The organism is Gammaproteobacteria bacterium, assembly GCA_013003425.1.
Classification (GTDB): Bacteria; Pseudomonadota; Gammaproteobacteria; order Steroidobacterales; family JABDKV01; genus JABDJB01.
Genome location: JABDJB010000074.1, coordinates 1 through 14,152 on the forward strand (window position 1 = coordinate 1; position 14,152 = coordinate 14,152).

12 protein-coding genes are annotated in these 14,152 nt (G+C 61.0%); 2 read left to right on the plus strand and 10 right to left on the minus strand.

Annotated elements, in window-relative coordinates; all coding sequences use genetic code 11:
- The 6 genes from HKN06_10520 to HKN06_10545 all read right to left on the minus strand — a co-directional run.
- Positions 1-1,121, minus strand: a 1,121-nt coding sequence (locus tag HKN06_10520; protein ID NNF61744.1) for a hypothetical protein, incomplete at its 3' end; no start/stop codon positions are given.
- Positions 1,122-1,154: 33 nt separating this feature from the next.
- A complete protein-coding gene (locus HKN06_10525; GenBank protein ID NNF61745.1) occupies positions 1,155-1,907 on the minus strand; it encodes a hypothetical protein in 753 nt (250 codons plus the stop codon).
- The gene (locus tag HKN06_10530) at positions 1,904-2,389 is read right to left on the minus strand and encodes a sigma-70 family RNA polymerase sigma factor (GenBank protein ID NNF61746.1); all 486 of its coding nucleotides are present in this window, start codon (positions 2,387-2,389) and stop codon (positions 1,904-1,906) included. Before HKN06_10530 ends, HKN06_10525 begins: the two co-directional genes overlap by 4 nt.
- A 107-nt stretch (positions 2,390-2,496) precedes the next feature.
- Complete coding sequence (locus HKN06_10535; protein ID NNF61747.1) at positions 2,497-2,808, minus strand: STAS domain-containing protein; 312 nt, start codon at positions 2,806-2,808, stop codon at positions 2,497-2,499.
- A 2-nt stretch (positions 2,809-2,810) separates the two neighbouring features.
- Positions 2,811-3,212: an ATP-binding protein gene (locus HKN06_10540; protein NNF61748.1), complete on the minus strand. Its 402-nt coding sequence runs from the start codon at positions 3,210-3,212 to the stop codon at positions 2,811-2,813.
- Between the two features lie 3 nt (positions 3,213-3,215).
- Entirely contained in the window at positions 3,216-4,499 is a 1,284-nt protein-coding gene (locus HKN06_10545) for a SpoIIE family protein phosphatase (protein NNF61749.1), read from the minus strand.
- A gap of 398 nt (positions 4,500-4,897) precedes the next feature.
- Between HKN06_10545 and HKN06_10550 the strand changes: the two genes are divergently transcribed.
- Together HKN06_10550 and HKN06_10555 are read left to right on the plus strand one after the other, a co-directional pair.
- A complete protein-coding gene (locus HKN06_10550; GenBank protein NNF61750.1) occupies positions 4,898-5,449 on the plus strand; it encodes a cytochrome c5 family protein in 552 nt (183 codons plus the stop codon).
- 173 nt (positions 5,450-5,622) lie between these two features.
- The gene (locus HKN06_10555) at positions 5,623-6,066 is read left to right on the plus strand and encodes a hypothetical protein (GenBank protein ID NNF61751.1); all 444 of its coding nucleotides are present in this window, start codon (positions 5,623-5,625) and stop codon (positions 6,064-6,066) included.
- A gap of 15 nt (positions 6,067-6,081) precedes the next feature.
- Here HKN06_10555 and HKN06_10560 read toward each other — a convergent pair whose 3' ends face one another.
- From HKN06_10560 to HKN06_10575, 4 genes are all read right to left on the minus strand, one after another.
- Complete coding sequence (locus tag HKN06_10560; protein NNF61752.1) at positions 6,082-6,525, minus strand: YeeE/YedE family protein; 444 nt, start codon at positions 6,523-6,525, stop codon at positions 6,082-6,084.
- On the minus strand, positions 6,522-6,950 hold the full coding sequence (locus HKN06_10565; GenBank protein ID NNF61753.1) for a YeeE/YedE family protein: 429 nt from the start codon (positions 6,948-6,950) through the stop codon (positions 6,522-6,524). Before HKN06_10565 ends, HKN06_10560 begins: the two co-directional genes overlap by 4 nt.
- Positions 6,951-7,038: 88 nt before the next feature.
- The gene (locus HKN06_10570; protein ID NNF61754.1) at positions 7,039-8,595 is read right to left on the minus strand and encodes a YifB family Mg chelatase-like AAA ATPase; all 1,557 of its coding nucleotides are present in this window, start codon (positions 8,593-8,595) and stop codon (positions 7,039-7,041) included.
- Between the two features lie 100 nt (positions 8,596-8,695).
- A partial coding sequence (locus HKN06_10575) for a hypothetical protein (GenBank protein ID NNF61755.1) occupies positions 8,696-14,152 on the minus strand: 5,457 nt, incomplete at its 5' end.

The following is a 14,152-nucleotide window of genomic DNA, read 5'->3' on the forward strand; positions in this document are numbered from 1 at the left end:
TTACCAAGCGCATTCCGGAATGCGTCGTTTGCCATGGCATTACGAAAAGCGTCGTTCGCCATGGCATTGCGAAATGCATCGTTAGCCAATGCGTTGCGAAATGCATCATTGGCCAGCGCGTTGCGCATTGCATCGTTTGCCAGCGCATTGCGGAACGAATCGTTAGCCAGTGCATTCGCCAACGCATTGCTGGCCATTGCGTTGCGGAAGCTGTCATTGGCCAATGCTGATCGCAACGCATCGTTACGCAGGAACTGGGCCATCGCGTCGTTGCGGAAGGCGCTGCTCAGCGCGTCGCTGTTTTTCATCGCCGCTGAAAAACGCGCATCGTTTGCCAGTGCGTCACTCAGCAGTGCACCTTGTACATCGGCATTGCGTATGGCATCGCCGCGCAGGGCATTACGGAATGCATCATTGGCGAGTACTGCAGCCAGTGAACTGCGCAGCGAATCATTGGCCATTGCATTACGTAGCGCGTCATTCGCCATAGCCTGTTGCAAGGAGTCGTTCGCCAACGCATTGCGCAGGCTGTCATTGGCAAGCGCATTGCGAAAACTGTCGTTCGCCAGCGCATTACGCATGGCGTCGTTCGCCATCACGTTTGCCAGCGCATCGTTTTTCATCATGCTGCCGAGACTTTCATTCGCCATCGCGTTGCGCATCGCATCGCTGGCAAGCGCGTTACGCACAGAGTCATTGGCAAGCGCATTGCGCAGGCTGTCGTTGGCAAGCGCCTGGCGGAACGAATCATTAGCCAGCGCGTTGCGCAAAGCATCGTTAGAAAGCGCATTGCGGAACGAATCGTTGGCCAGTGCATTACGCAGCGAATCGTTTGCCAGGACCGCCTGGAAAGCATCATTCTGCAGCGCGCTTGCAAACTCCGCATCGGTCGTCATGCGGTGATAAAGGTCAGTCTGCATGAGTTGCGCTACAGACTCGTCCCCCAGCTGTACGTCATCTGCCGAAATCTGCTCACCGCGATAGCGTTCGGCTGGCGCTATCGTCCCTGCTGACTGGTCTTCACCGATAGGCATTTTCAGGCCAAAATAGGCCAAGACCGCGATCACAATCGCGAACGCCGCTATCAGCATGGGCGTTTTGGATTTTACTTGCTCACTCATCGCTCTACTCCTGTCGTGATTTCTACGCTCAACTCACCAACGAGGGACGAGCGTACCCTGGTGTATCAATATGCCATTACTCGTGAAATCGAGCCTGATGGCCCCGTCCTTGTCGGTTGTCGCGGCATTACGCTGTAACACCACGGCAAAATTCTGTCGCCCCCGGCTGCGCGCACTAATCGCCCGAGTGGCGTATTCAAAAGACTCCAGATCGTTGTCTGTCTTTGCCAGTGCTTCGAACTCCAACGACGTCCCGGCAAAATCGATATCTATATCAATCGGATTTACTGAGTCGATCGTGATGCTCAGCACCAGCGTGTCATCACGCAGGTGCAGGCTGGCACTGCCGCCAACATCGGCCGACTCGAAAGAAAACGTGTCTATCGCCACGGCGTTACCCGGCGCCATTGTCCCGATCATTTGCTCCAGGTCACCCGGAGCCGCTGCCTGCGGCATATATCGGTAGATACCTACCGCCAACAGCAGCCCGGCGGCGGTGGCGAAACCGTAACGCAAAAGTACCGGCATACCGGCGCGGCTGGTGTGAGGAGCCGGCGCCGATGCTGCCGGTAAAGTGACATTGCGGAGGATATTTCCATGTACCTCATCTGGCAGCGCTTCCGCCGGAAGATTCTTTAAAAAAGAATCCAGGTCGGACATGCCGGCAAGATAGCGCCGCGCCTCTGCGGACATTGCCAGATTTTGATCCATTTCCTTTAATTCCGCATCAGTCAACTCGCCATCGAGGGCACCATTGATCAGCTCTCTGGTGCGCTCATCAATCATGTCGAAAGAACCCCACGCTGCTCCAGCTGATCCTTCAGTTGCTGTCGTGCACTGAACAGGCGGGACTTGACCGTTTTTTCAGGTATTTCGAGTATCTCGCCAATTTCACGATAGCTGCAGCCGGTAAAGTACTTGAGCACCAACACGGAGCGGTGTGATTCCTGTAGCGCCAGCAATGCCATTTGCACTTCCTCGCTTACCTGGCTTGTTGCTGCCAGCTCGTCCGGTTTTGGTGACGGCGACGCCTGGGCATCGGTAAGGGCCTCGTGCGGCTTGCGCCGCTTGATCTGATTGATCGACTCATTGACCGCGATCCTGTATATCCAGCTGAAAAACCGGTAACGCGGCTTGAAGCTGTCAATATGCTCAAACGCCTTGATGAACGTGGTTTGTGTAACATCGGCAGCATCGTCGACATTACCCAGCATGCGATATGCTGCGTTGAAGACGGGTCTTTCATACTGCCTGACCAATGTGTCCATCGCTTGCCGATCACCTTTCCTGCAGGCCTCCACCAATTCGTGTTCACGCTCCTTATCGGGAATTACACCCCGCGCGGCAGAAAGTTGGTTGATTGACGCGATTTTGTTCACGGCGTGCCCGGCTCGCCCCCCGCGACCTCGATGCTGAACAGCTTGTCAAAGCCGGAATACATGAATATGTCGTTGATATGCTTGCTGACATTGACCAGCCGCAGCCCCTCGCCGGCACCCATCAGCCGTTTGTGCGTTCGCAGCAATACCCCCAGACCGGCGCTGGAGATGTATTCCAGCTGGCCCATATCCAGGACACAGGCACCCTGCAGATTGTCGAGGAATTCCTGCGCCCGCGGTGCCTGTGCAGCATCCAGCCGGCCGCTGACAATCACTGTCCCATCATCCCCGCTGTCGATCTGGAACATGTCTACTCCCCGCCAGCGATGAATGTGATGCTGCTGGTGCGGTCACGATACTCGTAGTTGATCGCATCGACCATTTTCAGCACCAGGAACAGACCCAGCCCTCCCGGCGTCCGCTGCTCGAGCGGAGCGTTGACATCAGCCGGCCCGTGTTCGCGCGGGTCAAAGCGGTCGACATCATAGTCGGTAAGGCTGACCTGTACGCCCTTGCCATGTGGCTCGATTTGCAGAGAAATTTCTGCATCGGTCTCTGTGTCATACGTGACCATGTTGACGAACAGCTCTTCGATACAAAGGTCGACTATATAGCGCACAGAACTGTCCACCGGATGATCCTGGAAGAAGGCATCGCAAAAACTGACGATGCTTTTTATCTCGTCCAGACTACGCGAAAATTTTCGCTGCATTGCTTACTCCTGATCTGGCAGGCGCCGTACCAGCACCATGGTAATGTCGTCGGCCTGCGCTGCACCGCTGCCGAATTCGCTTGCCGCCTCCACCAGCCGCCCGGCCAGCTCGGCCATCGGCAAATCGTGAAACCGCTCGATTATTCCGGTGACGCGATCCTCACCAAACTCATCGCCTGCGGACGTGGCATATTCATAAACGCCGTCTGATATCAGCGCCAGGATGTCGCCGGGGCCAAGATGCAGTTTTCGCGCGCTATCGGTGCCATCCAGCTCCATGATGCCGACCGGAAAGCTGGTCGCCTTGTGCAGGTCGCAACGCCCCTCCGCCGCGTGGTAATGAAGGATCGGGCCCTGGCCACCGGAGTGATACTCGACTTCGTGCGTCTGCGGATCAAGAAACCCCATGAACGCAGTGATGAACCGGTCATCGGGCAGGTCCTCGTTGAGCTGGTTGTTAACCTGCACGTAGGCCTGGTCGAGATTTGCACCCAGGCGAAAGGCCACCCGTAACATCGCCTGCATCTGTGTTGCCGACAATGCCGGGCCGAAGCCGTGTCCCGTAGCATCGCCCAGCAACATGAACAATTTGTCATCGAGCACGACGAGATCGTACAGGTCACCACCGGTGTGATCGGTAGGAAGAAAACAACCGGTCAGGTCATAGCCCGACACCTCTGGCATTTCGTCAGGCAGCGTGCTCATCTGGATCTCGCGCGCAACAGCAACTTCCTGCTCGAGAATGGCGTTCGCCAGTAACTGGTCGGTCATGTACGAATGCTGGATGGCGACAGCGGCTTCAGCTGCGAGCGCCGGACCGATCCACTCGTCATGCTCGTCAAACTGCCCGACTTCTTTTCCCAGCCACTGCATTACGCCCAGCACCACACCATCCTGACCCAGGATCGGGACATTGAGCAGTGAGCGTGTTTCAAACCCCGCAACCTGCTCCGGGTAGCTGGCGAACAATTCGTCATCGCGGCAATCGTGCAGGTTGGAGATTTCCCGGCTGGCCGCACAGGCACCGGCCCATCCTTCACCGGCTTTTAGCCGCCGCGGCTCCTTCGCCGGTGGCACGACACGCACCAGTTCGCCCGACTGGCGCTCCAGCAGCCACAGCACCCCGGCCTCGGCCACAATTGCGACCTTGCCGACCGCGATAATCTCGCGCAGCAACTCTGGCATTGCTTCGGGTGCCGCAAGCCGGTGCATGATCTCGAGGATCTTCACCAGCGAGTCGCGGCTTATCTCGTTGCCGACCGATGCCGAAAGAGAGCTAGCAGGCACAGGGGTGCCCCGGACCGCACTGCGGCCATACCAGGCCGATACAGGGCCCCCGAAATATGAAGCGGAACAGGTGGATGCGTGCCTCCTTCCTTTAGACTGAGCATAGAAGCTGACCGGCGCTGCCGCAATTCGGATGCCGGTTTGATGCGCTGCGGCAGCGGATTCGCGCCATGACCCGGACCGTCCACCCTGCCACCTGTCGCCTGAACGGGCACCTGCAGACCAGCCGGATTGCCCGACACCAACACAGCCGGCATGAAAGCCTGAACGCCCGGGATTGGTGAGGTTCACCCATCGTTGTTCGCCAGGCGCCGCAGCCAGTATACTGCGTCGCGATTGCGGCCCGGCGGGAGTTACGTGTGAGCGCAGAACACGACAAGCAGTTTTACGACACCTTCATGATTGTGCTGGGCGCGCTGGTCGCCTTCACGATTTTGGTCTACATCCTTGCCAACTCGATTCACGATCGCACCCAGGGGCGTTACATCGATGAGAACCCCCTCAAAGCCGATGCGGTAGCCCAGCGTCTCGCGCCTGCCGCGGTCGAAGCGGTCGCCGGCCAGCCTGACCCGGGCGCTGCAGTCATGCCGGCACCGGTACGCGCCGTGCCGGCGGCACCAGCGGCTACCGAACCGGCGCCCGCAGCTGCGCCACCCGATCCGCAGCCTGCAGCGGCCGTCGCTGCAGCTGACTCGGGAGCCGATGGCGAAAAAATCTATAACTCAGCCTGCATGGCCTGCCATATGCTCGGCGTGGCCGGCGCACCAAAATTCGGTGATGCCGATGCCTGGACGCCACGTATTGCCAGGGGTATCGACACGCTGTACAGCAACTCGATCAACGGCTACCAGGGTGAGGCCGGCGTCATGCCGCCAAAAGGCGGCCGTCTCGATTTGAGCGATGACGAAGTCAAGGCGGCCGTTGACCACATGGTCGGCGCAGTTCAGTAGTAGCCGCAGGAGCGGCTTCAGCCGCGAAAGCTGAATCCCGCGCAATCCAATTCGCGCTCGCGCCGATCGCCACACAAAGCCGTCACCTTTGCCTGCAGCAAGCCGGCCGTCGCTGATTCGGCCGGTATCATGTCGCATGATCCAGATGAAAAGTGCGAACCTGGTGTTTTGAAATGAGCTTTGCCGAAATTGTGCTGCGCCTGGGTGTTGCCTTTGTCAGCTGGATCATCATCTACCTCAATTTCATCGCCCTGCTGGTCGTAAAAATTGCCGAATGCCCGGGGGGCGATGTGGCGCCGTGGACAATGAGTTTCGCAACCGGCCTGCTGACAATCGGCGCGGCGTTGACCCTGCCGTATGGCCACGCGCTGAAAGGCGCCGCTGCGGTACGTTTCATCGCCGTGCCGCTGCTTGTGTTACTGCCGTTTGCGCTGTGGGTGATCCTGCCTTACCTGGCCGGTACGACGATCGATGCCCAGGTGGTCTGCGATGTCAGCAAGGCGATGTCATCCGGCAACGAAGCCGCCGGATGGCAGCGCGCCTGGGCCCCGCTGCAGCTGGCGGCCGTTATTGCGGTTGCTGTTAACGGCTGGCGCATCTGGCGGCAGCCTGCCTGACCCGAGCAGCGTCCGTCAGGAGGTTTCCGGCGTCGGCGTCCGGCGCAGCCACAACCGTTCGACCTGGCTGCCAACCAGCATGGCGGCAACGAACAGCACCGGCTCGAGCACCCCGCTGCCCAGCCCGGTGACCGCAGGACCCGGGCAGTAACCTGCCAGGCCCCAGCCGATGCCGAATACCGCAGCGCCAGCCAGCAGTTGACGGTCGATATCGGTCTTTGTCGGCAAGTGGGGCTGCTGTTCGAATACCGGCCCGCGATGCAAGACCAGCCGATAGCCGAGGAAAGTGACCCCGACCGCACCGCCCATCGTAAACAGCAGGCTCGGGTCCCAGTTTCCCAGCACATCGAGGAAAGCCAGTACTTTTTCCGGGTTGGCCATCTCGGATATTCCCAGCCCTGCCCCGAAGATGATGCCGGCAACGAGTCCCGACAGCGGGGCGGCAAAATTGCGCGTCATGACAACACCCCGCTCAGGCGAACCATGGTGGCCGTTGCCATACCGAATGCAATGAATGTCAGTGTCGCGATTATCGAACGATTCGATAGCCGGCTGATACCGCAGACGCCATGACCGCTGGTGCAGCCACTGCCCAGCCGCGTACCGACGCCGACCAGAAAGCCGGCCGCCAGTAACAACAACAGCGGGTAGTCGACTCGGGTGATCAGCGGGACCCCCCTGAATTGCTGCACAAGGATACCGCCGACGACCAGTCCGGCAACAAACAGCAGGCGCCAGTTTCGTTCTGCCGCGTCCCGCGTGAACACGCCGTAAAGTATGCCGCTGATCCCGGCGATGCGGCCGTTCAGCCACATCAGCAGTACCGCCGCGACGCCGATAAGAATGCCGCCGATGGTCGCGGCAACCGGTGTGAAAGAGGTCATGCCCGTTCCCCTGAGTTTTACGCCGCGCAGGATAGCAGTTACGACGGACGAAGATCGATCTGCAGTGCGATGTCAGGGTGAAACTTTTTTAACGCGTAGGACTTTTATCTGCCCGGCTGGCGTGCGGTACAGCCCGCGGCTTTTCATTTGCGCCGCTGAGCCGGTAGGAAACGGCTTCGGCAATGATGTCCGAACTGATGTCAGCGCTGCCGGCCAGGTCGGCGATGGTGCGCGCAACCCGCAGGATGCGGGCATGGGCGCGCGCCGACAGCGAGTAACGGCGCATTGCCTGCTCCAGAAGGCGCAGAGCGCCAGGGTCGGGGCGGCAATACTTGTCGATATCTCCCGGCAGCAGCGCGGCGTTGCATGGCCCGCGTTTGCGCTGGCGCTCGCGCGCTGCAATTACCCTGTCGCAAACCTCGCTGCTGCTTTCACCCGCCTCGGCCCCGGGGCGCAGCAGCCGGCGATCCACCCGCACCACATCGAGGCGCAGATCAATGCGGTCAAGCAAAGGACCCGATACGCGTTCGCGATAGCGCTGCACACGCGCGCGACCACAGTTGCACATCTGCTCCGGGTCACCGAGATTTCCGCAGGGACACGGGTTCATCGCCGCCACCAGCTGAAAGCGGCACGGAAACTGCGCCTGGCGCGCCGCGCGTGAAATGGTAATGCAACCAGTCTCTATCGGCTGGCGCAAAACCTCCAGCACATGGCGCTGGAACTCCGGCAGTTCGTCGAGGAACAGCACGCCGTTGTGCGCGAGTGAGATTTCACCTGGGCGCGGAATGGATCCGCCGCCAACCAGCGCCACCGCCGAGGCGGTATGGTGTGGCGCGCGGAACGGCCGCGTGCGCCACTCGCCGGCATCAAAACCGCGTGATGACAGGGAATGTATTGCAGCAGTCTCCAGCGCCTCGTCTTCGCTCATCTGCGGCAGTATTCCCGGCAGGCGCATCGCCAGCATGCTCTTGCCGGTCCCCGGCGGGCCGGTCAACAGCAGGCTGTGACCACCCGCCGCCGCGATTTCCAGCGCCCGGCGCGCATGATGCTGCCCGCGTACGTCGGCAAGGTCAGCAGGTTGATGTTGTCGGCTACGCTTTGCGCCGGCCGGCTGCAGCGGCAGCCTGACGCTGCCGGCAAGGTGCGCCACGATCGCGGGTAACTGGTCGACCGCCACTACGCGGCTGTCGCTGACAACGGCAACCTCCGCGCAGTTGTCGCGTGGCACCACCAGGGTGCGGCCGTCGCCGCGGGCGGCGAGCGCCACCGGGAGCGCACCGCGAAAGCAGCGCACGGATCCATCGAGACCGAGCTCGCCATAAAACTCATGCTGCTGCCAGACCGCGTCATCCACGCGCAGCTGGCGACTTGCTGCCAGGATGCCCAGTGCTATCGGTAAATCGAAACGCCCGCCTTCCTTGGGCACATCGGCCGGCGCCAGGTTCACGATGATGCGACCGCGCGGAAACTCGAATCCGGCGTTGCGGATTGCCGCGCGCACGCGGTCGCGGCTTTCCTTGACGGTGGTTTCGGCCAGACCGACGATGGCAAAGCGCGGCAATCCACCGCCGATGTGGGCTTCGACGTGCACCAGCGGTGCCTGCAGCCCGAGCTGCGCCCGGCTCAATACGTTTGCAAACACGCGTCGGCCCGCCTGCCTGTGGGTTCGTTACTTATATAAGTATGTCGGGGCCGCCGTTTACAGCCGGCTTTTTGTGCAGATAGGGCAGATTACGCCGCGGCTAGTTGACGGCGATGACGATACCCTGCGGGGCAGCACGGTTGACGATGATGTCGGCGGTGAATGTGCCCAGCGCCACCAGGCTGGTATCGACCATGATCAGGTAGCGACCGTCGCCCAGATCAGTCATCACAAAGCCGTTACCCGCGCCGAGCGGCTCGGCATCGGTCGCCGGCACCAGCGTTACCGGGTCGATCGACGTATTGTCGACGATCATTTCAAGTCCGGCCCCAAGCGGTGTCCCGGCCGCATCCTGCGGTTCGATAATCACCGGCTGCGGGGTGCCGGCACTGCCCGTGAGGTTAGCGGACGGCTCAACAATCATGACCGAACCCACTGCGCCTGGCGCGGCGCCGGCATAGTGATAGCCGGCATCGAGCTCTGCATTGTTATCCGGTGCCCCGGCGACATCGGTGGTGCGCGTTTCCAGTCCGCGCGCGGTCGCGTCGCGGCTGGTGTCGTGATCGACGGCAGGTGAGCTGGCCTGGTTGAGATAATAGCCGGACACAAACAGCGGATCGGCCGCCAGGTCGCCGGCGCCGTAAGTGCCAAGCTCGGTGATGTTGAACTCGGACTGGATCAGCGCAGCCTCGACTTCTGCCGCTGCCCCGACACTGTCGACATTGCCGCGCATTATGTTGTTGGCTACAGCCGGACCGGGCAGGGATGCGCCTGTGTCGATGGCATACACCGCAGCACCCGTGGCGGCCGCGTTACGGGACTGGTTGTAGACGATGGTGTTGTTGAACACCCCACCGCCGTCGGAATCCTGCGTGGCGATTCCGCCACCGTTGTCCGCGCTGTTGCCGCTGATAATGTTATTGACCAGCTCGAAAGCGCTATTGACCTGCTCGAAGTAGACGCCGCCGCCGATCGCGCCGGTGCGGTTCCCGGACACAATGCTGTCGCGGATCACACCAGAGACACCGCCCTGGTCCGCAACAAAAAGACCGGCGCCGCGACTGTTCGTGAAATTGTCGGCGATGAGCGATTCGCGAATATCTATAGTGCTGCCATTGAGCAGCAGGCCGGCGCCACCGTTATCGACTGCCGGTGTGCCGATGATCGCAGCATTGCCGCTGACCCGCAGGCGAGTCGCTGTAATGCTGCTGAAAATATCGGTGTAAATACCACCGCCACCGGTGTAGGGACCCGCCGCAGCAGTGACCGTGTTGTTGGTGATCACGACATCATCGAGGTCCGCACTGGAAGTGCCGTTGGCAGTTGTCAGCAGCGACAGCGCCCCACCGCGACTGAACGCGACGTTGTCATCCAGGTACAGCCCGCGAAGGGTTGCCGCGCTGCCGCCGAGCCGTACCGCACCGCCGTCAGTTCCACTGCCGTTGGTGATACGCAGGTCATGCAGCTGCACGCCGGCACACTTCTCGAAATCCAGCACCGAGCCACTGGCCGCGCCCGCCAGCGCCAGATGCGTGGTCGGTACGCCCGCATTGTCCTGCGGTATCCGGATGCCGTCACCCAGCGAGCCCATGAACACCAGGCTGTCGCAGTTGTTGGCGTTGCCGTCGAGCGCGACCTGCCATTCTGCCGCACTCGCCGACGTGACTTCCGCCATCAGGATAAATTTAATCGCGCCTGTCGAGATCAGGTCGCCGGCCAGGTCTGCCTGAGCCAGGTCGCGCCAGGCGCTGGCCCATGTCGAGCCGTCGGCCGCAAGCGTAGCGTTGGGATCGATGTAAACCACCGGGTCGACGCTGAGCGGATCGCTGCCGGCGATTGACTCCTGCAGGTCACCGGCGCCGTCGCTGTCAGTATCCGCATTGTTCGGCAGCGTCGGTGTAACCGCAGTAACTTCGGCATTGTCGCCGAGGCCATCGTCATCGGTATCGGTATCCAGCGGGTTGGCGCCGTTGGCGAACTCGCCGGCGTCGTCGAGGCCGTCGCCGTCGCTGTCGTCGGTCGGGTTACCCCAGTTGATGACGAAGCCGCCGGCAGAAGTTGACCACGGCGTGCCGTGCAGTGGTCGCGCAGTGCCGCTGGCGTTGTCGATGATGACCCCTGCATCGCCCGCGGCACCGCCGATATCGTCACCGGCAACAAACGTGCCCGTGGTTGGCCAGGTATCGAAGTCGATATTGTTAAAGCCGACGATGCCTGCCGTGCGGTCAATGGTCAGCTGGTCCGCAGCCGGATTCATAGCGGTGAACGCCACGTTATCGAAGCGGGTCACTGTGCCGTCGCCAAGCAGCAGCGGCACGCCATCGAAAACTGCGCCATCGACATCGACACCGCCGGTAGCCAGCGTGAATGCGGCACCGTTGTCGTGTATCAGCAGGCTGCCGGACGAGCTGTCGATCATCTGACCGCTGATCTGTGCATCACTGTCAATGCGTATCGTGGGATCGCTGCTAAGCAGAAGGTCGCCAAAGGACGAGTTCGCGTTGTCGAAAAACACCCGATGTGTGCCGCCGTCGAACTGTGTCACGTGACCCGGCGAGGCTGCATAGGATCTGCCGTTACCGGTCTGGGTGAAGTTGCCGTCGATAACGATGGTACCGGCGGTCAGCCAGCCGAGATGGTTGTCGCCACTGTCAGTAGAGAAGTTGCCATTGACGGTAACCAGTCCTGCGGCATCGGTCATCACCAGCGATCCGCTGTCTTCGATCACCATGCGGTCCGGTGTCGTCAGGCTGTGCGGCCCGACGCTAAGTTGCTCTTCGACAAACAGTCTCATACCGGGATATATGCTTACATCCCGGTCCATGGTGATTGGCCCTGACAGCCGGAAGCGGTCTATGGCCGACGGCTCGATAGTACCGTTGAAAATCGGGAACGCGCTCTCGAAGAACGCCGCATTACCGCCGGAGCCCTTGAACACTGACCCCGCATCGACTGTGAGCTGACCGGTGAAGTGCGGTGACTGCTTGAAGTCGACCGTGGTGTTGCCGGTAATCACGACGTTACCGAAATGCGATCCGTTACTGCTGCTGCCGCCGGCATTCAGGAAGTCCACATCCAATGCTGAACCGGTAAAGATGGTCGTGTGCGGCGGAAATGCCTTGAACTCACCAGCGCCCCCGGCTACTGAAATATCGTCCTGTATACGCACAATGCCGCGTAACAAGGTGTGTGAGTGGCCCTGATCGATGCTCACGGTCCCGCCAATGGTCAAATCACCACCGGCATCCATCAACAAATGACCGCCGCTGATAACAAAATTGCCGCCTACATTAACGATCTGTCCATTGGCGTAGAAGTGATCGGAAACAACGTCCATATTGCCGGCAATGTTCAGCTCGCCAGCTGTAAAGACATCTGCATCGACAGTCAGTGATGTCATGGTCCCCTCGATTCTGCGCGCCGGGCCACCAGTCGACAGCACACTGCCAACGACCGGGCCCAGGGCAAAGAGGTCGCCGGTGATCGATAACAGGTTGCCGTTGAGATCGAGATCGGCGCCAGCGGCGATTGCCAGTGTCGATAGATCAAGCGTGCCGGCCGCCGGCAACAGAACCGGATACTGGTTTGCGCCGTTGGTCGGAATAATTACCCGTGCGCCTGCCGCCGGCGGTGAGAGGCCGCCGTCCCAGTTGCTGTTGGTGTTCCAGTTGGTGTTGGTGGTACCACGCCAGATATAGGCGCCGGAAAAATCGCTGACCAGCAGGATGGTCTGGTTTTCGGCGTCATCCTCGGCAGAGCCGCCGGAACCTGGCATCGAGTCCGGATCGGGCTGGTCGGAGGCTGACACCCCGGCGAAAATCGGGTAGGCGCCGTCGCCCCCGACACCATCGATGCGGACGGTGACAACGGTTGTCGCGCTGCCGCCGTTGGGCAGCGGTGGCAGCGTCCACGTGCCGTTGCTGCCGGCCGGCGAGAACAGGCCATCGCCCGCAGCACCCAGCATGGTGGTGCCAAACGCGCCAAAAACAGCCACGGAAACATTGGAGGCAGATCCGGGTCCGTCATTATCGAGCGTCAGCCGCAAATTGACGGTGTCGCCGGCGTTGTCCACCGTGTCGTCATCCGGCGGCTCGATGATCATCTGCAGCCGCAGGTCGGCTGAAAATGTGCCGACGATGGAAACGTCGGACCGCGCTACGGTGTCACCGGTGGCGGTAAGAACATCGAAGTAGGTGCCTTGGATTATCTCGCCGCTCTGCACCTCCATCGTGCCGTCATCATCGACACCGCCCGCGCCGGCCGCCGTCGCCAGGGTACTGGCGAAGATTCCCGTGTTAGCGCCGGTCTCGGTCAGCGTGACAGTTTCCGATTCCAGCGACGTCGTGTTGACCAGCGTCACGTCGACCGTTTCCACCGCGCCGGGATCCGTATCGAGATCGGCATCGGCAACCGTAATCGAGACCGGGTCTGCCGGCAGGATGCTGGCAGGGCTCAGATCTATCGTCCCGTCGCTGCCACCACTGACGGTCGCGGTATCTGTGACCGTCACGCTGTCGCCGGCGGCATCCAGCGCATCATCGTAGCGCGCCTGGATGAGGTCGCCGGCCTGCGCATCGACAAAGCCGTTACCGCTGGTGGGCGCACCACTACCATACTCGATCTGCACGTTGTCGAATGCGACCGTCGAGCCGCCCTCATCGTCGGCAACGCGGAAGCGGATACGGGTATCTGCGCTGATAAAGGCCGAGATGTCGAAACGATCTGAATACACGCCACTGTTGCCGGGGCGATAGGTTTTCAGCCCCGTCCAGCTGCCGCCGTCCTGGCGCACCTGCAGCCGCACCTTCGCTGAGCTGGTCAGGGTATTGACCACATCGAGGGTCAGGATCGCCACGGAGGCGCCGGAAAGATCCGCCTGGCGATAAATCCGCCTTCCCTCAATGCCGGACCAGATCTCCAGCTGTTGGCCGGTAATCCGTACGCTGCCGCCACCGGGCCCGCCGGTATCGTTCTCGATCCAGTCACCGAGCCACAGGGCGCTGCCGTCGTTGTTCGAATAGACAGCGGTGGTAAATTCGTCGCGTACGGTGGGATCGAAACCAGCTCCTGTACCGAACTGTACCGGTATGGTGCCGCTGAAGATGCCGGTGTTCGGACCGGTTTCGGTCAGCGTTACCATCTCGCTGTCGGCCGGGGCCTTGCTGACATTAAGAACGTTTACATCCACTGTTTCGACGAGCGCCGGGTCACCATCCAGGTCAGCATCAGTAACCGTAACCGTGAAAGTCCCGCCGGGAACCAGGCTCGACGGGCTCAGGGTGATCGAGCCCGTGGCCCCTGCACGCACCATTGCATCGTCGGTTACTGTGGCCGATCCGCCAGTGCTGGTCAGTGCATCGTCATAGCTGCCGCGGGCAACCTCGCCGGCCTGCACGTCGAGCACACCGTTGTCGTTCGCCCCGCCGCTACCGAACTGCGTCGCCAGCGTGCCCTGAAAAATACCGCTGTTGACGCCTGTTTCCGTGAGCGTCACCGTTTCGAATTCCAGCGTCGTGGTGTTGCTCGCCGTTACATCGACCGTCTCGGCCACCGTGGC